The 22,518-nt window shown below is 72.7% G+C and carries 21 protein-coding genes; 9 read left to right on the top strand and 12 right to left on the bottom strand.

What is annotated here, in order from left to right; all coding sequences use genetic code 11:
• Nucleotides 1–183 precede the first annotated feature (183 nt).
• Nucleotides 184–900, top strand: coding sequence for a GAF and ANTAR domain-containing protein (locus ALMP_RS11620; protein WP_264926769.1), 717 nt, complete (start codon nucleotides 184–186; stop codon nucleotides 898–900).
• Between the two features lie 24 nt (nucleotides 901–924).
• On the opposite strand, the gene ALMP_RS11615 is transcribed toward ALMP_RS11620, so the two are convergent.
• Nucleotides 925–1,704 carry a hypothetical protein gene (locus tag ALMP_RS11615; RefSeq protein WP_264926767.1) on the bottom strand — a complete coding sequence of 260 codons (780 nt, stop codon included), beginning with the start codon at nucleotides 1,702–1,704 and terminating at the stop codon, nucleotides 925–927.
• 365 nt (nucleotides 1,705–2,069) lie between these two features.
• Between ALMP_RS11615 and thrS the strand changes: the two genes are divergently transcribed.
• Both thrS and ALMP_RS11605 read left to right on the top strand, forming a co-directional pair.
• Nucleotides 2,070–3,302 (top strand): threonine--tRNA ligase, encoded by a 1,233-nt coding sequence (gene thrS, locus ALMP_RS11610; RefSeq protein WP_264926764.1) that lies wholly within the window; start codon nucleotides 2,070–2,072, stop codon nucleotides 3,300–3,302.
• A 97-nt stretch (nucleotides 3,303–3,399) separates the two neighbouring features.
• The gene (locus ALMP_RS11605; RefSeq protein ID WP_264926761.1) at nucleotides 3,400–4,362 is read left to right on the top strand and encodes a nucleoside hydrolase; all 963 of its coding nucleotides are present in this window, start codon (nucleotides 3,400–3,402) and stop codon (nucleotides 4,360–4,362) included.
• Nucleotides 4,363–4,483: 121 nt separating this feature from the next.
• Here the strand turns inward: ALMP_RS11605 and ALMP_RS11600 are convergent, their stop codons facing one another.
• The gene (locus ALMP_RS11600) at nucleotides 4,484–5,452 is read right to left on the bottom strand and encodes an LAETG motif-containing sortase-dependent surface protein (RefSeq protein ID WP_264926758.1); all 969 of its coding nucleotides are present in this window, start codon (nucleotides 5,450–5,452) and stop codon (nucleotides 4,484–4,486) included.
• Nucleotides 5,453–5,710: 258 nt separating this feature from the next.
• Between ALMP_RS11600 and ALMP_RS11595 the strand changes: the two genes are divergently transcribed.
• Entirely contained in the window at nucleotides 5,711–7,357 is a 1,647-nt protein-coding gene (locus ALMP_RS11595; protein WP_264926755.1) for a glycoside hydrolase family 13 protein, read from the top strand.
• Between the two features lie 17 nt (nucleotides 7,358–7,374).
• Here the strand turns inward: ALMP_RS11595 and ALMP_RS11590 are convergent, their stop codons facing one another.
• From ALMP_RS11590 to ALMP_RS11575, 4 genes are all read right to left on the bottom strand, one after another.
• Nucleotides 7,375–8,121, bottom strand: a complete 747-nt coding sequence (locus ALMP_RS11590; protein ID WP_264926870.1) for a DUF4142 domain-containing protein — start codon at nucleotides 8,119–8,121, stop codon at nucleotides 7,375–7,377.
• A 227-nt stretch (nucleotides 8,122–8,348) separates the two neighbouring features.
• Nucleotides 8,349–9,797, bottom strand: a complete 1,449-nt coding sequence (argG, locus tag ALMP_RS11585; protein ID WP_264926754.1) for an argininosuccinate synthase — start codon at nucleotides 9,795–9,797, stop codon at nucleotides 8,349–8,351.
• A 112-nt stretch (nucleotides 9,798–9,909) separates the two neighbouring features.
• Nucleotides 9,910–10,560, bottom strand: a complete 651-nt coding sequence (locus tag ALMP_RS11580) for a dihydrofolate reductase family protein (RefSeq protein ID WP_264926753.1) — start codon at nucleotides 10,558–10,560, stop codon at nucleotides 9,910–9,912.
• 75 nt (nucleotides 10,561–10,635) lie between these two features.
• Complete coding sequence (locus ALMP_RS11575; RefSeq protein ID WP_264926751.1) at nucleotides 10,636–11,241, bottom strand: TetR/AcrR family transcriptional regulator; 606 nt, start codon at nucleotides 11,239–11,241, stop codon at nucleotides 10,636–10,638.
• A gap of 85 nt (nucleotides 11,242–11,326) precedes the next feature.
• Here ALMP_RS11575 and ALMP_RS11570 point away from each other — a divergent pair, with 85 nt between their 5' ends.
• Nucleotides 11,327–11,737 carry a VOC family protein gene (locus ALMP_RS11570; RefSeq protein ID WP_264926749.1) on the top strand — a complete coding sequence of 137 codons (411 nt, stop codon included), beginning with the start codon at nucleotides 11,327–11,329 and terminating at the stop codon, nucleotides 11,735–11,737.
• Nucleotides 11,738–11,786: 49 nt separating this feature from the next.
• Here the strand turns inward: ALMP_RS11570 and ALMP_RS11565 are convergent, their stop codons facing one another.
• Nucleotides 11,787–12,953 carry an aminopeptidase P family protein gene (locus tag ALMP_RS11565; RefSeq protein ID WP_264926747.1) on the bottom strand — a complete coding sequence of 389 codons (1,167 nt, stop codon included), beginning with the start codon at nucleotides 12,951–12,953 and terminating at the stop codon, nucleotides 11,787–11,789.
• 94 nt (nucleotides 12,954–13,047) lie between these two features.
• The gene (locus ALMP_RS11560; RefSeq protein WP_264926745.1) at nucleotides 13,048–13,539 is read right to left on the bottom strand and encodes an FxLYD domain-containing protein; all 492 of its coding nucleotides are present in this window, start codon (nucleotides 13,537–13,539) and stop codon (nucleotides 13,048–13,050) included.
• 178 nt (nucleotides 13,540–13,717) lie between these two features.
• On the opposite strand from ALMP_RS11560, the gene ALMP_RS11555 reads away from it, so the two are divergent.
• Nucleotides 13,718–14,224 carry a hypothetical protein gene (locus tag ALMP_RS11555; protein WP_264926743.1) on the top strand — a complete coding sequence of 169 codons (507 nt, stop codon included), beginning with the start codon at nucleotides 13,718–13,720 and terminating at the stop codon, nucleotides 14,222–14,224.
• A gap of 4 nt (nucleotides 14,225–14,228) precedes the next feature.
• On the opposite strand, the gene ALMP_RS11550 is transcribed toward ALMP_RS11555, so the two are convergent.
• The 3 genes from ALMP_RS11550 to ALMP_RS11540 all read right to left on the bottom strand — a co-directional run bounded on the left by ALMP_RS11550 (nucleotide 14,229) and on the right by ALMP_RS11540 (nucleotide 16,533).
• Nucleotides 14,229–14,417, bottom strand: a complete 189-nt coding sequence (locus ALMP_RS11550) for a hypothetical protein (RefSeq protein ID WP_264926742.1) — start codon at nucleotides 14,415–14,417, stop codon at nucleotides 14,229–14,231.
• A gap of 42 nt (nucleotides 14,418–14,459) precedes the next feature.
• Nucleotides 14,460–15,326, bottom strand: a complete 867-nt coding sequence (locus tag ALMP_RS11545) for a M23 family metallopeptidase (RefSeq protein ID WP_264926741.1) — start codon at nucleotides 15,324–15,326, stop codon at nucleotides 14,460–14,462.
• Between the two features lie 199 nt (nucleotides 15,327–15,525).
• Nucleotides 15,526–16,533, bottom strand: a complete 1,008-nt coding sequence (locus tag ALMP_RS11540; protein ID WP_264926740.1) for a glycoside hydrolase family 26 protein — start codon at nucleotides 16,531–16,533, stop codon at nucleotides 15,526–15,528.
• A gap of 257 nt (nucleotides 16,534–16,790) precedes the next feature.
• Between ALMP_RS11540 and ALMP_RS11535 the strand changes: the two genes are divergently transcribed.
• The 3 genes from ALMP_RS11535 (at nucleotide 16,791) to ALMP_RS11525 (ending at nucleotide 21,245) form a co-directional block, all read left to right on the top strand.
• A complete protein-coding gene (locus ALMP_RS11535; protein WP_264926739.1) occupies nucleotides 16,791–17,654 on the top strand; it encodes a hypothetical protein in 864 nt (287 codons plus the stop codon).
• Nucleotides 17,655–17,897: 243 nt separating this feature from the next.
• Nucleotides 17,898–19,592 (top strand): lysyl oxidase family protein, encoded by a 1,695-nt coding sequence (locus tag ALMP_RS11530; protein WP_264926738.1) that lies wholly within the window; start codon nucleotides 17,898–17,900, stop codon nucleotides 19,590–19,592.
• 354 nt (nucleotides 19,593–19,946) lie between these two features.
• The gene (locus tag ALMP_RS11525) at nucleotides 19,947–21,245 is read left to right on the top strand and encodes an LCP family protein (RefSeq protein ID WP_264926737.1); all 1,299 of its coding nucleotides are present in this window, start codon (nucleotides 19,947–19,949) and stop codon (nucleotides 21,243–21,245) included.
• Nucleotides 21,246–21,544: 299 nt separating this feature from the next.
• Here ALMP_RS11525 and ALMP_RS11520 read toward each other — a convergent pair.
• On the bottom strand, nucleotides 21,545–22,518 hold a 974-nt coding region (locus ALMP_RS11520), incomplete at its 5' end, for a zinc ribbon domain-containing protein (protein WP_264926736.1).

The following is a 22,518-nucleotide window of genomic DNA, read 5'->3' as shown; positions in this document are numbered from 1 at the left end:
CGCCCGGCGGCATCTCCGGCACCGGACAGCCCAGCGGCCCCTCTGGCACCGGTGGCCTCCCGGCCGCGCCCTTCGCCGTCGCGACCGTCGTCTCCGTCCTGGCGGGCCGGTTTTCGCGGCAGGGCCGGGGTACCCGTCCGGCGACGGAAGGCGGGAGCGGGGGGCGGCGCGGAGGTGGTCGCCGTGGGCGATCGGAACCGGGACCGGGTCGCCGACGTGATCGCCCGGGAGGTGCGCGGCGTCGAACCCGGTGACGTGCCGGAGCGGCTGTGCGCTGCGGCGGTGCGGCTGCTGCCGGTGAGCGGCGCGAGCGTGTCGCTGTGCGGCGAGGGGATGCCCGTACCGCTGAGCGCGAGCGGTACGCGGGCCGCGTACCTCATGGAGGTGCAGGCCACTCTGGGCGACGGGCCCTGTGTGCGGGCGGCGGAGACCGGGACGCCCGTCTTCGCCTGCGACCTCACGGCCGGCCAGGACGTCTCGCGCTGGCCGGTGTACGCGCAGGAGGCGGCGGCCGCGGGGATCGGGGCGGTGTACGCGCTGCCGCTCGGCGACGCCGCGATGTGCGTGGGCACCCTCGACCTCTACCGGGACGCCCCCGGCGAACTGGCCGACGACGAGGTGCGGACGGCGCACCTGGTGGCCGACGTCCTGACGGCGGCCCTGGTCGCCCTGCCGCGCGGCGAGGAGGCCGGCCGGCGCGGCGACGGGCTGTGGCTGAGCCCGCTGGCCACCGACCACGACGAGGTGTACCAGGCGATCGGCATGGTCATGGCCCAGCGCGGCGTCGCGTCCGACGAGGCGCTGTCCCTGCTGCGCGCCCACGCCTTCGCCCACGGCCGCACGGTCCTGGACGTGGCCCACGAGGTCGTCTCCCGCAGAACCCGCTTCGACCCGGACTGAACACCGTTCACCGGTGAGGCGGGCTCACACCTGCACCCGCCCCCTCTTGCGCACCTCCGCCAGCCGCTGCACCCCCAGCTGCACCGCCGCCTGCGTGGCCTCGTTCGGCACCTCGTTCACCCCGCCGTTGGTCAACGCGAACGTGTCCTGCCCCGCCCGCACGACGGCCACGTCGAGCGCGAGGACCAGCGGATCCCCTTCCGTGTCCCAGTCGGTCAGCGTCACCCGCAGCCCCTGCCGCGCATCCCCCACCTCGGGCAGCGGCAACTCGCTGACCTGCGCGTCCAGCACCAGGTCGTCGGGCCCCTTCGCCGTGAACCGCGCGCACTCGCGCGGCAGCGTCCGCAGCCAGGCCAGTACCCGGTCCACGTCCTTCGGCCGCCGGTCGGTGAGCTGGTAGCGCAGTTGCGCCCCGGTGACCGCGTCGTCGAGGGCGACGACCGCGAGGGCGGGTGCGCCGAGCAGCTCGTCGGCGTACAGCCCGTCGAGCAGCTTCCGGCAGTCGGCGGTCGGCGTGGTCGCCTTGAGCATGCCGTCCCGCCAGGTGGCGGCGCCCCGCGTCGGGGTCCAGGGCTCGCCGAGGTCGGTGTCGGTGATGAGGGCGGCCTGCGCCTGCGCGTCGGTGAGGCCGGGAGTGGCGACGGGTGCGGCGGGCCGGGACGACGACGGCGGCACGGTCGGCAGGGCGGGCCGCGCGGTCGGCGGATGCTCCAGTCCGAGCGTGGCGCAGCCGGGGACGAGGGCGAGCAGCCCGGCGACCCCGGCGGCGAGGACGGCGGAGCCGAGGGGGGTACGGCGGGTCATCGGGGATGCCTCCCGGGGTGCCGGTGCGGGTGCCTGCTTCTCACGGCACCACCACCCCCGGAGCCCCACCAGCGCGACGGTCCGTCCGGGTTACCCACGCTGATACACCCGGGTGGCCCCCGCGGTGTCTGTGTCACCCGCACCCCCCGTGCGCCCGGACGGCTGCCGGAAAAGCGGTCGTCCGCGTCTCCCGCCCCCTGCTACGGTCCCCGCATGCAGCGCGCCCATGTGTTCCGTACGACGACGCCGGAGAGTGTCCCGGCGCGCTGACCGATGGACCGCAGGTCCGAAGCCCCGGGGCGAGTGCCCCGGGGCTTCGTCGTTCCCGCAGGTTCCTCGCCCCTCCCCGAGCGAGGGAGCCCCCCATGAACGACCACCTGCCCGACCACCGCCGCCTCGGCCGTGAGCTCGACCTGTTCGACACCGACCCGCTGATGGGCGCCGGGCTGCCGTACTGGCTGCCCGACGGGGCCGTCGTACGGCACACCCTGGAGGAGTACGTCCGGGAGGCCGAGCGCGCCGCCGGCTACCGGCACGTGTACTCGCCGGTCCTCGGCAAACGCGACCTGTACGAGATCTCCGGCCACTGGGACCACTACCGCGACGACATGTTCCCGCCGATGGACCTGGGCGCGGAGCAGGTGGTGCTGCGCCCCAGCCTCTGCCCCCACCACGCGGTCATCTACCGCTCCCGCTCCCACAGCTACCGTGAACTGCCGTTGCGGATCGCGGAGCTGGGCGGCATGTACCGTGCCGAGCTGTCCGGCGTGCTCGGCGGGCTGACCCGCGTACGGGCCATCAACCTCAACGACGCGCACATCTTCTGCACCCTGGAGCAGGTGGCGGAGGAGGCCCGCGCCGCGCTGGACCTCATCGCCCGCGCCTACGCCGACCTCGGCATCCGCGCGGCCCGCTACCGGCTCTCCCTCCCGGGCGAGGGCGGCAAGTACGTGGCCGATCCCCGACTGTGGCGCCGGGCGACCGCGCTGCTCAGGGAGGTGCTCGACGCGGCCGGCCTGGACTACGACGCCGTCGAGGGCGAGGCCGCCTTCTACGGCCCCAAGATCGACGTGCAGATCACCGACCCGGCGGGCCGCGAGGCCACCCTCTCCACCGTCCAGATCGACTTCCACCAGCCGGAACGCTTCGACCTGCACTACATCGGCGCCGACGGCGCGAAGCACCGGCCGGTCATGGTGCACCGCAGCGTCATCGGCAGTGTGGAGAGGGCGGTCGCGCACCTCGTCGAGGAGCACCGCGGCGCCTTCCCGGCGTGGCTGGCGCCCGTGCAGCTGGCGGTGCTCCCGGTGTCGGAGGCGCAGGAGGAACAGGCGCACGCCGTCGTCCGGCAGGCGGTGGCGCGCGGGCTGCGGGCGCAGGTGTCCGGCCCCGGCGACGGCACCCTCGGCGCCCGCATCCGCGCGGCGCGCCTCGTGCCGTACCAGGCGGTGATCGGGGAGCGGGAGGCCGGCGCCGGGCTGGCCGCCGTACGGCTGCGCGACGGCGCGCGGCCGGGAGCGGTGCCGGTGGCGGAGCTGCTCGGCCGGATCGCCGCCCGGGTCGCCGATCGCGGCGCCGACCTCTGGGCGGCTGCGTAAGGTCACTGACGTACCGTCGTGAAGCTGACGTGCCCGGGTGCGCCGACGTACCCCGTGCCCGGGTGCGCCGACGTATCCGTTGTGAGAGGAGCGCGCCGTGACCGCTCGGCCCATCCCGGTGATCATCGACTGCGACACGGGTGTCGACGACGCCCTGGCCCTGCTGTTCGCCGTACGGCATCCCGGTCTCGACGTGCGCGCGGTGACCTGCGTGGCCGGGAACACCGATGTCGACGGCGTCGTCCGCAACACGCTGACGGTGCTGGAAACGGCGGGCGCGGGTGACATCCCGGTGGCCCGGGGCGCCGAACGGCCGCTGATCGAGCCGGTGCGGGTGGCCCGGCATGTGCACGGACTGGACGGGATGGGCGACCTCGGGCTGCCGGCGCCGACCCGGGTCCCGGTCGACGTGGACGCGGTGACTCTGCTGCGGCGCGAGATCCTCGCCTCGCCGCGCCCGGTGACCCTGATACCCATCGCGCCCCTGACGAACATCGCGCTGCTCCTGCGCACCCATCCCGAGGTGGTGCGCAACATCGAGCGGATCGTGTTCATGGGCGGCGCGGTGGCGTCCGGGAACGCCACACCGGTCGCGGAGTTCAACGTGTGGCACGACCCGGAGGCCGCCGCGATCCTCCTCACCGCCGGCGTCCCGATCACCATGTACGGCCTGGACGTGTTCCGGCAGGTCCTGGTCCCGGCGGCGGACGTGCAACGGCTGCGCGCGAGCTCCGAGCCCCGGCTGCGGCTGGCCGGCGATCTCCTCGCCCACCGCGATCCGGCCACCTCCGGCGACCCCACCCCCACGGGCGGCCTCGGTGACGCGGGCGCGGTCTGCGCGGTCGTCGATCCGGGAGGCCTGACCACCGAGCGCCTCCCGGTCGAGGTCTCCCTCGGCGAGGGGCCCACGCGCGGCCAGACCGTCGTCGACCGTCGTCCCCGCCCCGGCGAGTCCGAGATCCACGACGGCGTCCGCGAACAGCCGCTGCTGGACGTGGCGCTGGGTGTCGACGTGGAGCGCTACGTGAACCTGTGGCTGACGACCGTCGAGAAGCCGTAGCTCCCTGACGGGTTACGGAGCCGACGCCGGCCGGTTTCCCACGGCCCGGCCGGCGTCGAGTCATCGGGTTCCCCCGGGCGTGCCCGCCGACGGGTCGCCTCGGGGCCCCCGGGCGTGCCCGCTAGCGGGTCGCCCTGCGCCGCCGCGTCGCCAGGACGATCGCCGCGCCGCCCGCCAGCAGCGCCGCGGCGCCGCCGACGATCACGCCGGTGTTGCCGTTGGCGCCGGTCTCCGCGAGGTCGCCGCCCCCGCCGTCGGGCGTGGGCGCCGGCGGGGTGGTGGACTGCGAGGCGCTCGGCGTCGGGGTGGACGTCGAGGGCGGCTCGGACGGGCTCTCCGAGGGGCTCGTGGGCGGGGTCTCGGAGGCCGGGACCGACGGCGACTCGCTCACCGGCGGCTCGGACGGAGGCGTCGACGGCGGGGTGGACGGAGGCGTGGACGGCGGCGTCGACGGCGGCTGCTCGACGGTCGTGCAGTCCTTCTTGCCGCCGTTCCAGGCAGCGATCAGCTTGTCCTTGATGACCGGGCGGTCCGGGCCCTTGGGCAGCTCGCCGTGGACGAAGCCGTCCTGCGCGTCGAGCTTGCCGTCGAACTTCACCGCGCCCCGGTAGAGGTCGATCTGCGCGTAGCAGCCCGCGTCCGGCACGGCGATGTCGAGCGTCGCGGTCTGACCCGGCTTGACCGTCACCGTGTCGAAGTCGACGAAGACCTGCTCGCCGGAGGTCCTGAAGTCCGCGCCGTGGGCCAGGTAGGAGGCCAGGGAGGCAGTGCAGGTGGTGGCCTTGTCGGCGGCGCGGACGGTGATGTGGACCTTGCCGTCGTCGGTCGGCCTGAGGCTCTGGTCGTCGACGCGGACGGAGTCGAAGAAGTTCTTGCCGTCGAGCGAGAACTGGCAGCGGTCGGTCTCCGTCTCCGTGCCCGCGCCCGTCCCCGGCTGGTACTGGCCTCCCGACTTCCAGCCGTCGCCGCCGGGCGCCCCGGTGCCGGCCCAGGCACCGGTGGCGGCGGCGACGGACGCCGTGCACAGGGCGAGCGACGCGACGCCCGTCCCCAGCAGGCGTCGCGCGGTGACACGTCTCGCTATGGACATGCGAATCCCATCTTTGGCGAATGCCGGAACTGATTGGTCAGATCAGGAAAGCAGCAGAGACACCGAGCCCGTCCGACACACGGGTCGACACCCGGGCCACGGCGTGGGGCCCATCGTGATCGGCCTGATAGAGCGCTGTCAACTTGCCTCAAACCTCGGTGAGTTCAAGATTCCGTCACGAAATCCCCATGTGCGGAGTGATTCACTCCGAGGGGCGCGCATGTTGCCCTTCCCGGCAAAGTGGACAGTCTTCCGACCGTGACTGATTTCTCCCCGCACCGTCCCGACTGGTGGCGCCAGGCCGTCGTCTACCAGGTGTACCCGCGCAGCTTCGCCGACGCCGACGGCGACGGACTCGGCGACCTGCGCGGCGTCACCGAGCGCCTCGGCCACCTGGCCGCCCTCGGCGTCGACGCGCTCTGGCTCAGCCCGTTCTACCCGTCCGAACTGGCCGACGGCGGCTACGACGTCATCGACCACCGGGACGTCGACCCGCGCCTGGGCACCCTGGACGACTTCGACTCCATGGTCGCCGAGGCCCACCGGCTCGGCCTGAAGGTCATCGTCGACATCGTCCCCAACCACACCTCCCACCGGCACGTCTGGTTCCAGGAGGCCCTCGCCGCCGGTCCCGGCTCCCCGGCCCGCGCCCGCTACGTCTTCCGCGACGGACGCGGCCCGCAGGGCGAACTCCCGCCCACCGACTGGCAGTCCGTCTTCGGCGGCAGCGCCTGGCAGCGCGTCCCCGACGGCCAGTGGTACCTGCACCTCTTCGCCGTCGAGCAGCCCGACCTGAACTGGGACCACGAGGAGGTCCACGAGGACTTCCGCACCACCCTGCGCTTCTGGTCCGACCGGGGCGTCGACGGCTTCCGCGTGGACGTCGCCCACGCCCTCGCCAAGGACCTCCGCGACCCCCTGCGCGACCTCGGCTCCCCCGAACTCAGCGACGAGGAAGCCCTGCTCGTCATGGAGCCGGGCACCCACCCCTTCTACGACCGCGACGAGGTCCACGCCGTCTACCGCGACTGGCGCCGCGTCCTCGACTCCTACACCCCGCCCCGCACGGCGGTCGCCGAGGCCTGGGTCCCGGGCGCCCGCCGCGCCCTGTACGCCCGCCCCGACGAACTCGACCAGGCCTTCAACTTCGAGTACCTGCAAGCCCCTTGGGACGCCGACGCGCTCCGCGTGGTCATCGCCGACTCGCTCGCCCAGGCCCGGGCGGTGGGCGCCTCCGCCACCTGGGTGCTCTCCAACCACGACGTCGTCCGCCACGCCTCGCGCCTGATGCTGCCGCCCGGCACCGACGTCGACGCCTGGCTGCTCTCCGACGGCCACGCCCCGCCCGTCGACGAGGAGGCCGGCCTGCGCCGCGCCCGCGCCGCCGCCCTGCTGATGCTCGCGCTGCCGGGATCGTCCTACGTCTACCAGGGCGAGGAACTCGGCCTGCCCGAGGTCGCCGACCTGCCCGTCGAGGTCCTCCAGGACCCCTTGTGGGAGCAGACCGGCCGCCTCCGCAAGGGCCGCGACGGCTGCCGGGTGCCGCTGCCCTGGACGACCACGGGACCGTCGTACGGCTTCGGCGCGGCCGGCGCGTGGCTGCCGCAGCCGCCGTCCTTCGCGCGGTACGCCGTCGAGGCGCAGGACGGCACGGACGGTTCCACCCTGGAGCTCTACCGCACGGCCCTGCGCCTGCGCCGCAAGCTCCTCGCCGGCGAGGAGCTGACCTGGACGCCCGGCACGCCACCCGGCGTCCTGTCGTTCACCCGCACCGAGGACTGGCGCTGCCTGACCAACCTGTCCCCCCGGCCGGTCCCCCTGCCACCCGGGGAGATCCTGCTCGGCAGCGCGCCCCTGACGGACGACGGACTGCTCGGCCCGGACACGACGGTGTGGCTGGGCTGACCGGGAATCCCGCCGGCTCAGCCCGCCGGCGGGGGTGCCGGGGCCGGGGTCACGCCGCCGCCGCCCACCACGGACGCGGCGTCGATGTCCACCGGGGTGGAGGTGGCGGTCGGCGGCGGCGTCAGCACGATCATCGGCTCGCCCACGTTCGGCGGCGGCGGCGTCATGTCGGAACTCGGCAGCTTGGGCGGGGTGGTCTGCTTGAAGAGCGTCTGGTCGTAGTCGACCAGGTTGGTCTTCTCCATCACCGTGATGTGGTCGAGAACGGTGTCGTTGGCCTGGTCGGCCAGCGCGCGCACCAGACCGTTCTTCGTGGTGGACCGCACCTTGGCCACCGTGTTGAAGATCGAGCCGTGCGTCATGCGCAGGATGTTCGCGAACTCGATGTCGAACTGCTGGCCCTGCGCCGCCTGGAGCGTGTTGACGAACCCGATCTGCTGCGGGCTGGCCACGTTCGGCAGGGTGATGTTCAGCATCGGCGCGATCTTGCGGCAGGTGGTGTCCAGGGCCGCGTGCCCGTCGATGAGGTGCTCACTCGCGGTCTTGACCGCCGGGCTCTGCCCCTTCTGCAGGCCGATGAAGCCCACCGGGTACTCCCACAGGCCGGCCGCCCGCACCGCCACCACGAATGCTCTGTCGGACTCGGTCAGCGGCCCCCACTGCGTGTTGGCGATGATCCTGTCACCGGACGTGGAGACGGTCTCCAGGCCCAGCATGGACGGATAGGCGAGAGCGGCGAGGGTCAAGCTGAGAGCGCCACCCACGAAGGCCGTACCCACCACGTTCCGCGAAAAGCGCACCGTTCCTCCTGCCCGGTCGGGGTCATCCGCCAGTCGTGCGTCGTGCTCGGCGGGATCGGACACACAGGAGTACGTAAGGAAGGCCGGGAGTACTCACCGGTTCGCACGAGAACTTCCGGAGGAACACCGAAGGCGGTGCGCGAGGTGGGGTCGTCCCACCTCGCGCACCGCCTCGCGGATGTGCGGCCTGCTCAGTCGGTGCCGGACTCCATCGCCGCGCGGTCCAGCATCGTCTCCTCGTCCGTGGCCGCGCCACGCGAGGCGATCGCCTCGGCGCCGCCCGCGTCCATGGCGCCGATCAGACCAGTCGCGGCGGCCTGCGCTGCGCCGATCAGCTGCGGGTGCCCGGTGCCGACCAGGCCCAGACCGGCGTACTGCTCCAGCCGCGCCCGCGAGTCGGCGATGTCCAGGTTCCGCATGGTCAGCTGGCCGATCCGGTCGGTCGGGCCGAACGCGGAGTCCTCGGTCCGCTCCATGGAGAGCTTGTCCGGGTGGTAGCTGAACGCCGGGCCGCGGGTGTCGAGGATCGAGTAGTCCTCGCCGCGCCGCAGCCGCAGGGTGACCTCGCCGGTGACGGCGGCACCGACCCAGCGCTGGAGCGACTCCCGCACCATCAGCGCCTGCGGGTCCAGCCAGCGGCCCTCGTAGAGCAGCCGGCCGAGACGGCGGCCCTCGGTGTGGTACGCGGCCACGGTGTCCTCGTTGTGGATCGCGTTGACCAGGCGCTCGTAGGCGATGTGCAGCAGCGCCATGCCGGGCGCCTCGTAGATGCCGCGGCTCTTCGCCTCGATGATCCGGTTCTCGATCTGGTCGGACATGCCGAGCCCGTGCCGGCCGCCGATCGCGTTGGCCTCCATGACGAGGTCGACCGGGGTGGCGAACTCCTTGCCGTTGACCGTGACCGGACGGCCCTGGTCGAACCCGACCGTCACGTCCTCGGTGTCGATCTCCACCGACGGGTCCCAGAACCGCACACCCATGATCGGCTCGACGGTCTCGATGCCGGTGTCGAGGTGCTCCAGCGTCTTGGCCTCGTGGGTGGCGCCCCAGATGTTGGCGTCCGTGGAGTACGCCTTCTCGGTGGAGTCGCGGTACGGCAGCCCGTGCGCGAGCAGCCACTCCGACATCTCCTTGCGGCCGCCCAGTTCGCTGACGAAGTCGGCGTCCAGCCAGGGCTTGTAGATGCGCAGGTGCGGGTTGGCGAGCAGACCGTAGCGGTAGAACCGCTCGATGTCGTTGCCCTTGAAGGTGGAGCCGTCGCCCCAGATCTGCACGCCGTCCTCGAGCATCGCGCGCACCAGCAGCGTGCCGGTCACGGCCCGGCCGAGCGGCGTGGTGTTGAAGTACGGACGCCCGCCCGACCTGATGTGGAAGGCACCGCACGCCAGCGCGGCGAGTCCTTCCTCGACCAGCGCGGAGCGGCAGTCGACGAGCCGCGTGATCTCGGCGCCGTACGCGGAGGCACGGCCGGGGACGGAGGCGATGTCGGGCTCGTCGTACTGCCCGATGTCGGCGGTGTACGTGCACGGGACGGCGCCCTTGTCGCGCATCCAGGCGACGGCGACGGAGGTGTCGAGCCCGCCGGAGAAGGCGATGCCGACGCGCTCGCCGGTGGGGAGGGAGGTGAGTACCTTAGACACAGAAATATTATGCATTGCTTCGCATGGTCATGCAACCGGGGCCGGTGTGAGCCGGCTCTCCCGCCCTCGCGGACGGTCGTGCCGGCCCGTGCCCACCCCCGGGGGCTCTGTGTCACCTCCGCCAGAAGAGGTGGTGCGTCACACCGCTCGGACTGGGCACGACCTCGAGGTGGAAGCGGTCGAGCAGCTCGTCGGGCGACTCCCACAGGCGCAGCCCGGAGCCGAGCTTCACCGGGGTGACCGCCACATGCAGGGTGTCGACGAGGTCGGCGTCGAGGAACTCCCGGATGGTGGTGACTCCGCCGCCGAGCCGGACGTCCTTGCCCCGCGCCGCCTCCCGCGCCTGTTCGAGGACGGTGGCCGGGTCGGCGTCGACGAAGTGGAACGTGGTGTCGGAGAGCGTGAACGAGGGACGCGGGTGGTGGGTCATGACGAACACGGGCGTGTGGAACGGGGGCCGGTCGCCCCACCAGCCGCGCCACTCGTGGTCCTGCCAGGGCCCGCGCTGGGGCCCGAACTTGTTGCGGCCCATGATCTCGGCGCCGATGTTGCGCGCGTAGTCCCGCGTGAAGTAGTCGTCGAGGCCCCGGCTCCCCCCGGGGTCGGTGCGCATGGGCCAGCTCGCCGTGGCGCCGGCCCAGGAGAACAGCTTCTCCGGATCGGCGGCGTGGCCGAACGGCCTCTCGAAACTCTGGTCCTCGCCGGCGCCGATCCCGTCACTGGAGACGCTGAAGTTCTGGACTCTCAGTAGCTGCTGGACCATGTCTTCCTCCTGCTGAAGTCGGTGACCATGGTGAGACTCCCCGGCCCGGCGGAACTCATCGCGCATCGCCTCGCATCACGCTCGGTCGGCGCGCAGGGCCTGGAGCATGCGCGTGAGCGCGGCCGTCGTGTCCGCGAGGTCGTCGGGGCCGCAGGACGGGGACGCCAGCCAGAGTGCCGCCTCGTTCATCGCCCCCGACAGCAGATGGACCAGGGGCGTCACGGGCTGCGGGGCGATGATCCCCGCCTCGACGAGTGAGGTCAGCGCCTCGGCGAGATGGCGGGCCGACGCGGCCTCGTCCATGGCCCGCCACTCGCTCCATCCGAGCACGGCCGGGCCGTCCACCAGCATGATCCGCTGGATCTCCGGTGCGGTGGCCGCGGCGAGGAACTCCTGGCAGCCGGCCGTCAACTGCGCCCAGGGGTCGTCCTGGGCCTCGGCGGCCGCGGCGACCCGCCGGCCCACTTCCCGCTGCACCTCTTCGAGCGCGGCCCGGAAGAGATCCGTCTTTCCGCCGGGGAAGTGGTGGTAGAGCGCCCCCTTGGTCACCCCGGCCGCCCGGACGAGTTCCGCCAGCCCCACCGCGGCGTAGCCGCGCTCCGAGAACAGCCGCCTGCTCTCGCTCAGCAGCGCCTGCCTGGTCTGTTCCCGCTGCCGCGCCCGGACGCCCTGTTCCCGCATCGCACACCCCGCATTGACATACCACCGGTACGTCAATAGGTTACCGGCACACTGACATACCGACGGTATGTGAAAGGGGTTCGTCATGAGGCTGACCAGCTTCTATCCGGTGATCTGCACGGCCCGGCCGAAGGAGTCCCGCGACTTCTACACCCGCCTGCTGGGGTTCAGCGTCACCTTCGAGGCGGACTGGTACATCAGCCTCCGGCAGCCGGGGGAGGCCGGCTGGGAACTCGCCCTCCTGGACCACACCCACCCCACGCTCCCGGAGGGCTACCGCACCCCCGCCCAGGGTCTGCTGCTCAACTTCGAGGTCGAGGACGTGGACGCGGAATGGCATCGGCTCGTCACCCGCGAAGGCCTCCGCCCCCTCCTCGGGCTGCGCGACGAGGACTTCGGCCAGCGGCACTTCATCGTCGCCGACCCCAACGGCGTCCTGATCGACGTCATCACGCCCATCGCCCCCACCGCCGAATACGCCGAGCAGTACATCTGAGGGGCCCTCGTGAGTTGGACCGGGCCCGGCCGGTGACGTCCGTCCCGCCTCAGTCCACCACCGCCAGACCCCGGCCCGTGTCGTTCAGGCGGTGGCCGCCGTCCGGGGTGCAGGTCACGACGTCCTCGACGTGTACGCCGTAGCGGCCGGGCAGGTGGAGGGCGGGGCCGATCGAGAAGCACATGCCGGGGAGGAGGGGGTGTCGCGCGCCCTGCTCCAGGTACGGGGGCTCGTGGGTGGTGACGCCGACGCCGTGGCCGGTGCGGTGCGGGACGTGGTCGCCGTAACCGGCGTCGGTGAGGACCGCCCGGGCGATCCGGTCGATCTCCCCGCAGGGCACGCCGGGGCGTACGGCCTCGAAGGCGGCCTGCTGGGCCGCGCGGACGAGGTCGTGGACCGTGCGTTCCTCGGCGGTGGGTCCGCCGACGTGCACCGTGCGGGTGGTGTCGGAGCCGTAGCCGTCCCGCAGGCCGCCGAAGTCCAGGACCACCATGTCGCCGACGCCGATGACCCGCTCGCCCGCCCCGTGGTGGGGGTCCGCGCCGTTCGGGCCCGAGGCGACGACCGTGAAGTCGACCTGGTCGTGGCCGTGTCGGCGCAGGAGAAGGTCCAGGTCGGCGGCGACCTCCCGTTCGCGGCGGCCCGCGAAACCTACGGTGAGGATCTCCTCGTACGTCGCGTCCGCCGCCGCTGCCGCCGCCGCGAGGCGGGCGATCTCGTGCTCGTCCTTGACCGCGCGCAGCAACGGCAGCGCGGTGCTCAGCGCGCGGTGGGTGGTGAGGGGCAGGGCCTCCTGGAGGCCCAGCAGGTGCACGGACCAGGTGGCGTCGGAGACGCCGTAGCGGCCGTGGGGTCGCAGCAGGCCGGCCGCCGCGGCGTACGGGTCCTGCCCGTCGCGCCACTCCGTGACACGGACCGCGCCCGCGCCGGGGCAGGACTCGGCGGCGGGCCGTTCCCGGGCGGGGACGAGCAGATGGGGCTCGGTGTCGGGGGCGAGGACGAGCAGGGTGAGGCGTTCGACGAGCGCCGTCGGGCGGTAGCCGCACAGCCACACCAGGTCGGGGCCGGGGGTGACGAGCAGCCCGGCGAGCCCGGCGGCGGCCGCGTCGCGGGCGGCACGGTCCATCCGCCGCGCGTAGTCCTCCCGTGGGAAGGGGGCCGAGGGGGCGGCGGGGCGCGGCGTGGGGGGTGTCGTATGCGGGGGCTCGTCGCTCATGTGTCGTCGTCGTTCCCGTTCGCGTTCCGGTTGTCGTTCGCGTCCTCGTCGCCGCCGTTGCCCGTTCCGGTTCTCCGCGCTGGGGCCGTCGCGTTCAGTACCGCACCGCCCGGGCCACTTCCGCCCGGACCTCGCCGGAGAGCTTGTGGGTGCTGCGGGCGGACGCCGTGCCGGTCTTTCCGGGCGGGACGTCGGAGACGGTGACCAGGACCGTGTCCTGCCACTTGTCGTCGGCGTCCAGGAAGTTGATCTGCACGGCGAAGGACCGCGTCGCGTCGGTCGTGTTCGTCGCCGTCACCTCGACCGCGCTGCGGCCGTCGGCGTCGGTGGTCGGGGTGCCCGCCTTCACGTCGCCCTTGGCCTCCACACCGCCCTTGATGGAGTCCAGCGTGCGGCCCGCCTGCGCCGTCACCGAGGCGAACGCCTCCCCGGCCCGCGAGGCGAGCGACTCCGCGGCGGAGGCGGCTCTGCTGGCCACGGAGGAAGGCGTGTCCTCGTCGTCCCCGCAGCCGGTGAGGAGAAGGGGGAGCACCGTGAGCGCGGCGAGCACCGCCGGTGCCGCTCGGCGGGCGTGGGGAGTGGGCATCTCGCCTCCAGCGTGCGGACGTGCGGACGTGCGGATCCGTGTCCGCCGCCTGTGTCCAGTGAAGGGTCCGGTGCCCGGCTCCGCATGCCGTGCTCACCCGGACGGCTCACCTCCCGTGGTGGCGCGCCCGCACCGGGCGGATGGTCGTGAGGACGACGAGCCCAGGGAGACATCCGCCATGAGCGACCACGCGCACTCGCGGCCCGAGCGATCGGGAACCCCGATCTGGGACCCGTCGCACCAGGGCACCGGGCCCGCCCTCGGCGGCCGTCCCGGGCCACCGCCGGCGCACCCCGGTCCGGCCGCCGGCGGTGTCACCTTCGCGGGCGTGCTGATGCTGATGAACGGCATCCTCGCGATGTTCCAGGGCATCGCCGCCCTCGCCGAGGACGACGTCTACGCCCGCGTCGGCGACTACGTCTACGAGATCAACCTCACCGGGTGGGGGCTGATCCTGCTGATCCTCGGTGGCGTGGCGGCCGTGACCGGCTGGGGCATCCTCACGGGCGCCGACCGGGCCCGGACCGTCGGCCTCTTCATGGCCTCGCTGAGCCTGGTCCTCCAGTTCCTGTTCCTGCCGTACGCCCCGCTCTGGTCCATCATCCTGATCGGCATCGACGTCTTCGTGATCTGGGCGCTGGCGGTGTACCGGCCGACGACGCCCCGCTCGCCCCGGGCCGCCTGAGCGCTCAGCGCTTCGCCTTCTTGTACTTCCGCATCAGTTCGACGATCCGCCCCTGATCGGCCGGCCCGTTCAGCTCGGTCAGCAGGTCGTCCGGGCACAACTCGTAGAAGTCGCCCCAGTAGCCGCGTCGCCGGTTGTCCCAGACGCGGTAGCCGCCGGGCACTCCCCGGGCCACGTAACGCCGCTTGCTCATCCTCACCCCCCTCGACGTCACCGGCAGTGTGCCCGGGCGCCGTCACTCCTCGCGCGGGATTTCCCGCCGCTTGTCCGCCGTCGACGGCGTCGGTGCGGGGGGCGCCACCTCGACCGACTTCCGCCGCAGCCAGGGCAGCGGGGCCACCGCCGAGCCCATGTACGGAGTGATCCGCACCTCGAAGTGCAGGTGCGGGCCGGTGACGTTGCCGGTCGCGCCGGAGACGCCGAGCCGCTCGCCCGCGGTGACCTCCTGGCCCCGGCGCACGTCGACGCGGGCGAGATGGGCGTACTGCGTGAAGTAGCCGTCGGGGTGCCGTACGACGACCTGGTTGCCGAAGCCGTCACCGCAGGTCGTCGCGTGGACGATGCCCGGACCGACGGCGTACACGGGGGCGCCCGTGGGCACGGCGAAGTCCTGGCCGGTGTGGCGGTGGCTCCACCGGGAGCCCTGGGCGGCGTAGCCGGCGGAGAGCCAGTAGTGGCGGGTCGGGGCGGTCCAGGCGGGGCGGTCCCCCGGACGGGAATCACCTGAGGCGGGGGCTTCGGCTCGGACGGGGACGGGGCAGCGGCCGGCCTGTCCGGACGGGTCGACGGCGACCGGGTCACCGGCCTGCCGCGCCGCCGCGCCCAGCCGTTCCTCCAGGGCCTCGCGCAGCGCCCCGCGGTGGCGGTCGGCGGCCTCGATCCGCGCGGGGGCGGCGTCCTCCGCCCGCAGCCGGTCGGCCCGCGCGCGAGCCCGCTCATGGGCCCCCACGGTCCGGGCGGTCGTCTCCCGGAACCCCGCCCCGTCGGCCCTGTCCTCCCCGACGGCACTCCTGGCGCCCTCCGCCCCGGCGGGCACGGCGGTCAGCGCGAGCAGGAGCACGGAGAGGAGGGACGGGAGGAGAACCCCCGGACCACCCGACATGCGAAGCCGGCTTCCCGGCGCGCGGAGCGGAGCGGAGGGGGTGGGGCGTGGGCTGCTGCTGGTGGGTACCTTCCTGCGGGCGGCGCCGACGCCGCGCAGCGGACGCGCGGGAAGGTCTCGTCGGATTTGTCGCATTTCGGGATCATCGGGCCGGGTGCGGGGTGCGGTGCGGCACGCGACCCGCTGACGCGCCGCGGGTTCAGCCGAACGGCGGGGTGTGCCCCGACACCAGCGCCCGGTAGACCGCCGAGGACCGGGGGTTGTCCCGGCACCGCCACACACCGTGCGGGCAGTAGTCGCTGATGGTCTGGTAGAGCGGGCGGTGCCGGGCGAACCAGGCGAGCATGCCGCGCACGTACTCCGGGTTGTCGCCGTTGCGGAACAGCCCCCGCTCCGGGTACGCGACCGGTTTGCCGTGCTCCCGCGCGAACCGCACCTGGTCCGCCAGCCCGTACGGCTCCCGCACCTGCTCCGCGAAGGGCATGCCCTCGGGCTGGTCGTAGGCGTCCATGCCGATGACGTCGACGACGGCGTCCCCGGGGTAGCAGTCGGGCCACGGGACGGCGTCCCGCCCCCGGTTCGGCGTGAACTCGAACCGGAACCGCTGCCCCTCCACCGACCGCATCGCCGTCACGATCCGCGTCCAGTACCCCTTCCAGGCGGCCGGGTCGGGGCCGCAGCGGTGGGTGTAGGTGATGCCGTTCATCTCCCAGCCGACGACCAGCACCGTGTCCGGCACCCCGAGCGACACCAGCCGCCGCGCCAGCACCCGGAAGTGGTGGTCGTACTCCCCGCGCGCCCCCCGGCGCAGCTCCTCCCGCACCACCGCGTCGGGCAGGTGATCCTCGGTGCGCTCCAGCATCGGCACGTTCAGCACGAACAGCCGGTCGGCGCGGGCGGCGCGCCATCGCGCCCAGTGCTCCAGATATCCGGGCGCCCCCTCGATGTTGCTCCACCGGTCGCCGGGCAGGTAGGCGTGCCCGACGCGGGGCGTGGCCGGGCCCAGCCAGGTGTCGAGCGCGGGGATCCGCCGTACGCCGTCGGAGTCGTACCCGACGTACGCGCCGAACGCGCCGGTCACGGCCGGCCCGGCGGCCGGCGCCCCCGCACGCTGCGAGCCGCCGCCGAGCGGAACCGAGGCGGGGCCGACCAGGAGGACGAGGGCGGCGAGGAGGGCGCCCAGGAGTGGGGCCGGAGAGTGACGCACGGCCTCAGGATGCGCACCCGCCGCCCACCCGCACCCCGAACTCCGTCGCCAACCACCCGGACCGGGGACGGGCCGTCGGACGGCCGTGCGGAACCTCGCGCACCACGAGCACGTCCCCCTCGGCCCTCCCGTTCGAGCCGTTCGAGCCGTACGAGCGAGAGCCGCGCCTTCCCGGCGTTGTGGGCGGCAACCTTCGGCGGAGGCGCGGCCACTCACGGACGTACGTGAATCCCGTTCCCCACACGAGGAGTTCACCGATGAGATCACTGCTGCGCAGGCGGACGGCACGGCTGCTCACCGTGCTCGCCGCGCTGGCCGCCCTGCTGCACACGACCGGAGTGGCCGCCCCCCGCGCCGAGGCCGCCGACGAGTGGAACCCGCCGGCCAACCTGGTCCAGCCGCTGAACGAGGTCTGGAACCACGTCTCCACGACCTACCCGGACCTGTACGGCTTCCGCAACTACGGCTGGGACCAGGTCATGGCCAACCGCGGTTACATCAACTACTGCGTCCGCTGGGAGTCCGACGCCCCGGTCAGCGCCGCCCTGCGCGACCGCGTCCACGCGTCGCTGAAGCGGCAGTTCGCGCTGTGGATGGCCGCCCAGACGGAGAACGGCCGGGGCTACAACAACTGGCCGTACACCACCGTCCCGGTCAACATCGTCGGCTGGGCGGTGAAGAACCGCTCCACCCTCCAGTGGACGGACAACTCCGTCGACATCTACACCAACATCCTGGACGGCGGCGGCGCCCCGCAGTGCGCCCCCGACTGCGGCCGCTTCTTCCACCAGGACGGCAACTACTCCCGCTGCCCCGGCGGCACCGCCCGCCACTACGACCAGTCCCTCTGGCTCACCAAGGGCTTCCAGGGCGGCGCCGGCGGCGACTGGGGCCAGCGCCTCGGCCAGGAGTACTTCGTCTCCGCCCTCGACCAGCAGAACATCCACATCTACCTGCACGAGGTCGGCCACACCTTCGGCCTCGACGACTTCTACGACTGGACCCCGACCGGCCAGTGCTGCTTCCTGATGAAGGCCGGCAGCGCCACCCGGATCACCGACTTCGACAAGTGGATGCTGCGCGACTTCTGGCGCCACCTGAAGCCCCGCTACGGCCTCTGACAGCCCCGCGGACATCCGCGGACCGGTGACCGGTCGGTCACGGCTGCTCCGGCGGCCGAGGTTCCTCCTGTGAATTTCCTACCCAACAGGCAACCCCGAGAAGGTTTTCGCCTGTCTCACAGAGTGCTCACAGAAGCGGTCGGGGCGCGTGGGGTGCGTCCGTGCGGATGTCCGCAGGTGGCCGGGTTCGGTGGGCTGTCCAGTCCGATGCCACTGACCATGGCACTCGCAGACGAGGAACCGATGACCAGTCAGTCACACAGCAAGGGCCTCAAGCGCGCGGCGTTCGCCGCGGGGGCCGCGCTCACCGTCGTCGCCGTCGCCGGGGCCGCACCCGGCGCCGGCGCGGCTCCGCAGAGCAAGCCGGGCGTGCCGCAGCTCAAGCTGATCGCCGCGTCGAACGCCGTGACGCTCAGCCGGTGGGAGGGGGAGCCCGGTGTCTACCTCGACCTGGGCACGTACCTGTCGGTCGACAACGCGCCGCTGGAGTTCAAGGTGACGCGCAAGTCGTACAAGGACCCCGTCGTCGCCCAGCAGATCCTGCGCGACGGGACGAAGACCACCACCAAGAAGCTGCCCGCCGGGCTGGTGAAGGACTTCAGCGGCCTGCCCGGCTTCCTGGAGGTGTCCCTCACGGACGCCTCCGGCAAGGAGGTCGCCGCCAGCAAGGGCACCTTCTGCCCGAACAACGCCTCCGGCCGGCTCCGTCCGGACGCCCCGGCGACCTCGCACTACCCGGAGAGCTGCCCCACCAACCCGTGGACGCTCGGCTCGGTGTGGGGTGTCGAGAAGGGCTGGGCGGCCAACACCAGCACCGTCGACTACGACAACCCGGTCGACCTGCCGGCCGGCGAGTACACGGCCAAGGTCGCCGTGGCGAAGAAGTACCGCGACCTGTTCGCCATCCCCGACAACCGGCCCACCATCAAGGTGACCGTCCGGGAGATCAAGGACGGCGAGGAGGGCGAGGGCGCCGCCGGTCTGCGCTCCGCCGCCGGACACGCGGGCCACGACGCCCACGCGGCGCACTCCGCGTCGGGCGCGCAGGGACACGGCGGCCACCACTACGGCCCGCGCGGTGCCGACGCCCCCACGCCGGGCGCGCTCTCCCACGCCCTGGAGGACCGCGGCCTCGCCCACCACCTGGGCGACGGCAAGGACCACACCGACGGCTCCCGTATCGCGCCCGCGCTGAAGGCCAACGCCAAGCGGCCCACCGGCCGGGCGAGCGTCCCGGCGAACGTGCCCAAGCCGGACCTGCGGTCCCTGCCGGCCTGGGACATCTCCATCACCGACGGCGAGGACGGCGACGCGCCCGGCAAGGACTACCTCGCCTTCAGCGCCAACGTCTGGAACGCCGGACCCGCGCCGCTGGTCGTCGACGGCTTCCGCAAGCCCGGCGCGGACCTGATGGACGCCTACCAGTACTTCTACGACGCGAACGGCAAGCAGGTCGGCTACACGCCCACCGGCACCATGGAGTGGGACCCGCGCGTCGGCCACGAGCACTGGCACTTCACCGACTTCGCCAGCTACCGGCTGCTGAGCGCGGACAAGACCAAGGAGGTGCGCAGCGGCAAGGAGGCGTTCTGCCTGGCCAACACCGACGCCATCGACTACACGGTGAAGAACGCCAACTGGCACCCGTACAACACCGACCTGTCGACCGCGTGCGGTGAGCAGAACTCGATCTCCGTGCGTGAGGTCCTGGACGTCGGTTCCGGCGACACCTACACCCAGTACCGCCCCGGTCAGTCCTTCGACATCACGGACCTGCCCAACGGCACGTACTACATCGAGGTCCTCGCCAACCCGGCCAAGCGTCTGAAGGAGACCAGCCTCAACAACAACGTCTCCCTGCGCAAGGTCGTCCTCGGCGGTACGCCGGGCGCCCGTACGGTGTCGGTCCCGCCGTACGAGCTGATCGACACCCCGTGACATGAGCCCGTACCCGGTCGGCCCGTGGGGGGTCGGCCGGGTACGGGGCCGGGGCACAGACGGGGCAGGCGATGAGTCGTCCGTGTTTGTCGGACGTATTTCTACCTGCGTGTAGGGTTCCGTCGTCCGGCCGTGACCCGCGCCGGACGATCCGAGCACGGTGTACGGGGTGAAACGGCCGAGGCGGAGGGGAGAGCGCGGGTGAGCGGAACGGGAAGGCGCCGGCGGTCGGCGGTGGGCAGCACCGGCGGGAGCGGCGGCAGAAGCGGCAGCAGGGCGGCCGGCCACGGCGGGCGGGCACCCGGGGGGACACGGCTGACGCGGCGGGGGCGGATACTCGTCTGGAGCACCGGGGTGACCTCGGCGGTCGTCCTCGCGGTGGGCGGCGTCGGCGCGTGGATCTACCAGGACCTGAACAACAACATCGGCTCCGCCGACGTGGGCGACAAGCTCGGTGACAACCGGCCCGAGAACCTCAGCCCCGGGTCGAAGAACATCATGCTGGTCGGCTCCGACAGCCGGGACGGCGCCAACGCCAAGTACGGCGGCAGCGACCTGACCACCATGCAGTCGGACACGCTGATGGTGCTGCACATCCCCGCGAACCGGGAGTGGGCGGCGGTCGTGTCGTTCCCGCGTGACTCCTGGGTGGAGATATCGGCCTGCGAACGGGGCGACGGCAGCAGTTCCGCCCCGCACAAGGCGAAGATCAACGAGGCGTTCGCGATCGGCGGCAGCACCGGCAAGGTCGCCGAGGCGGCCGCGTGCAGCATCAAGACGGTCGAGGCCAACACCGGCCTGCGGATAGACCACTTCATGTCGATCGACTTCTCCGGCTTCAAGGGCATGGTCGACGCCCTCGACGGCATAGAGGTCTGCCCCAAGCAGGCCATCCACTCCAAGAAGGCCCACCTCGACATGGAGCCCGGCTGCCAGACCGTCGACGGCGAGACGGCTCTCGGGTACGTCCGGGTCCGCTACGGCGTCGGTGACGGCTCCGACATCGGACGCATCGGCCGCCAGCAGGAGTTCATGAACGCGCTCGTCACGAAGGCCAAGGACAAGCTCACGAGCCCCAACTCCCTGTACGGCTTCCTCCAGTCCGCGACCAAGTCGCTGACCACCGACCCCGACATGGCCGGCATCAAGCAGATCTACTCCCTCGCCGACGAACTCAAGGGCATCCCCAAGGAACGGCTGGCCTTCCTCACCGTGCCCAACTACCCGCGTGAGGCGGACTTCCCGCAAGACCTGGCCAACGTGGCGTGGCAGTACCCGCAGGCGGCCGACCTGTTCACCTCCCTGGCGCAGGACAAGGAGATCACCAAGGCGCAGTTGCAGACGGCGGTGAAGGACCTCATTTACGCGTCCAACGTGCGCGTGCAGGTGCTCAACGGCACGGGGCAGTCCGGCCGCGCCGCCGAGGTCGCGGAGAAGCTGCGCGCGGCGGGGCTCACGGTCGTCGGCACGGGCAACGCGCCGCAGACGGTGGCCAGGACGACGGTCGCCTTCCCGGCCGGCCTGGAGAAGCAGTCCGCGGTCCTCACCTCCCGGCTGCCGGCCGGCGTGACGGCGGCGCCGTCCGCGGACGCGGCGGCGGGACTGGTCACGCTGGTCGTCGGGCCGGACCTCGACGTGGACGAAGTCGCGTGAGACGCCGGGATGCTGTAGTATCGATCTTGAGCCGGACGCCACAACAGCGGTGAAACGGTTCTGCGTTGGTGGTCCAAGGAAAGACGCCCCGCTTCCTGCGGGGAAATGCAGGTGCAAGGCCTGCCCGGCGCTCCAGTGACGAGGCCCATCCCGTGTCGACGGGATGGGCCTCGTCCGTCATCACGCCCGCTGCCACCGGCTCGGTGCGAACACAGGGCCCAGGCTCCCTCCACGGACCGGTGCGGGCCGGGGCATCGTGGCTCCGGCCCGCTGTCTCATCCAGAGTCGTCCGGTCGTCGTCACGACGTGTTCGTGCTCGACCTGCCGAAGAACTCGATCTCGGCTATCGCCACCTGCTTGGCGGCGGAGGCGCCGTACGCGGACTCGATGGTGAAGCGCACCTTGGTGACCTCGCCGACGCGGAAGGCGCGGCGTTGGCCGCCCGCGCTCTGGTCGAGGACGAGGTCGCGGGTCGTCGTCGTGCCGTCCTTGCGGGTGATCGTCGCCTTGATGCGGTGGGGCAGAGCCGACTGGGAGAGCTGGTCGGCGCGGACGGAGGTGCCGGAGGTGATGACCAGGTCCAGCAGGCGGGTCGGCTCGGCGAAGCGGGCCTCGATCCACTCGCCCTGGCCCGACCGCGAGACGCCCGGCCCCCACCAACTGTTGTTGATCTTGTCGAAGGCCAGCTCCGGCTTGTGGCCCGGGTAGGAGCGGGAGGCCACGACCTGGTCCGGGGCGACCGGGGCGCGCTTCGCGAAGTGGTCGCGGGTGGCCTGGATCGCGTCCGGGGTGTTGACGCCCGCCACGATCAGCAGGGCGAGCACGGCCGCGGCCATCACCCATGTCACGATCCGGTCGAACGTCCGCCGCAGCCGGGGCCGGTCACCCGCCCACGGCGTCTCCTGGTCGCGGTTCAGCAGCCGGCGCCACCAGGGGCGGTGCTCCGAGGCCTGCTCCTGCCTGGTCATCGGCATCGCGCAACGCCCGCAGAAGTGCCGGTCGGGGCGGTTCGGGGTGGAGCACCAGGGGCACGGCACGCCGTTCTCGTCGCCCAGCTCCGGGCCGGGCGCCCGCACCTGCGGCCGGTCCGCGACCGGGCGGCCCGGCAGGACCGGGGCGACGGCGGGGGGCGGCGTGGGGCGTTCCTCCGGTTCGGCCACGGGGACCAGGAGGGAACGCGCCCGGGACGTCATCGTGTCGTCGCCCGGAGCCGCCGGAGCCGCCGGAGCCGCCGGAGCCGCCGGAGCCGCCGGAGCCGCAGGAGCCGCGGGGG

Source organism: Streptomyces sp. A012304, from assembly GCF_026008495.1.
Classification (GTDB): domain Bacteria; phylum Actinomycetota; class Actinomycetes; order Streptomycetales; family Streptomycetaceae; genus Streptomyces.
This window is presented reverse-complemented; position numbering and strand designations above follow the sequence as displayed.